1 pseudogene is annotated in these 278 nt (G+C 55.4%); it reads right to left on the bottom strand.

Annotated features, from left to right (window positions below):
* A pseudogene (locus FDX22_RS21115) lies at positions 1-278 on the bottom strand (AMP nucleosidase); the annotation flags it as partial.

Genomic DNA, 278 nt, shown 5'->3' with positions numbered 1-278 from the left:
ATACCTATTTGCAGGTGTTCAGAAATGGCACCTTCATAAAAACGGTTGGCCTGACCAGGCAGTTTGATCTCGCCATGCAGTGGTTTGTCGGAAACACATAGCAGCGTGCCGTAAGGGACGCGGAAGCGGTAGCCCTGAGCGGCGATGGTGGCGCTCTCCATATCGATAGCTACCGCGCGGCTGAGGTTAAAACGTAGCGCAGAAGCGGAATAGCGTAGCTCCCAGTTACGGTCGTCGGTGGTGACGACGGTTCCGGTACGTAAACGCTGCTTAACCTC

The sequence above is a fragment of the Citrobacter sp. TBCS-14 genome (assembly GCF_005280805.1).
Lineage (GTDB): Bacteria > Pseudomonadota > Gammaproteobacteria > Enterobacterales > Enterobacteriaceae > Citrobacter > Citrobacter gillenii.
Note: the sequence above shows the minus strand (reverse complement) of the source record. Positions and strands in the feature narration are given on the sequence as shown.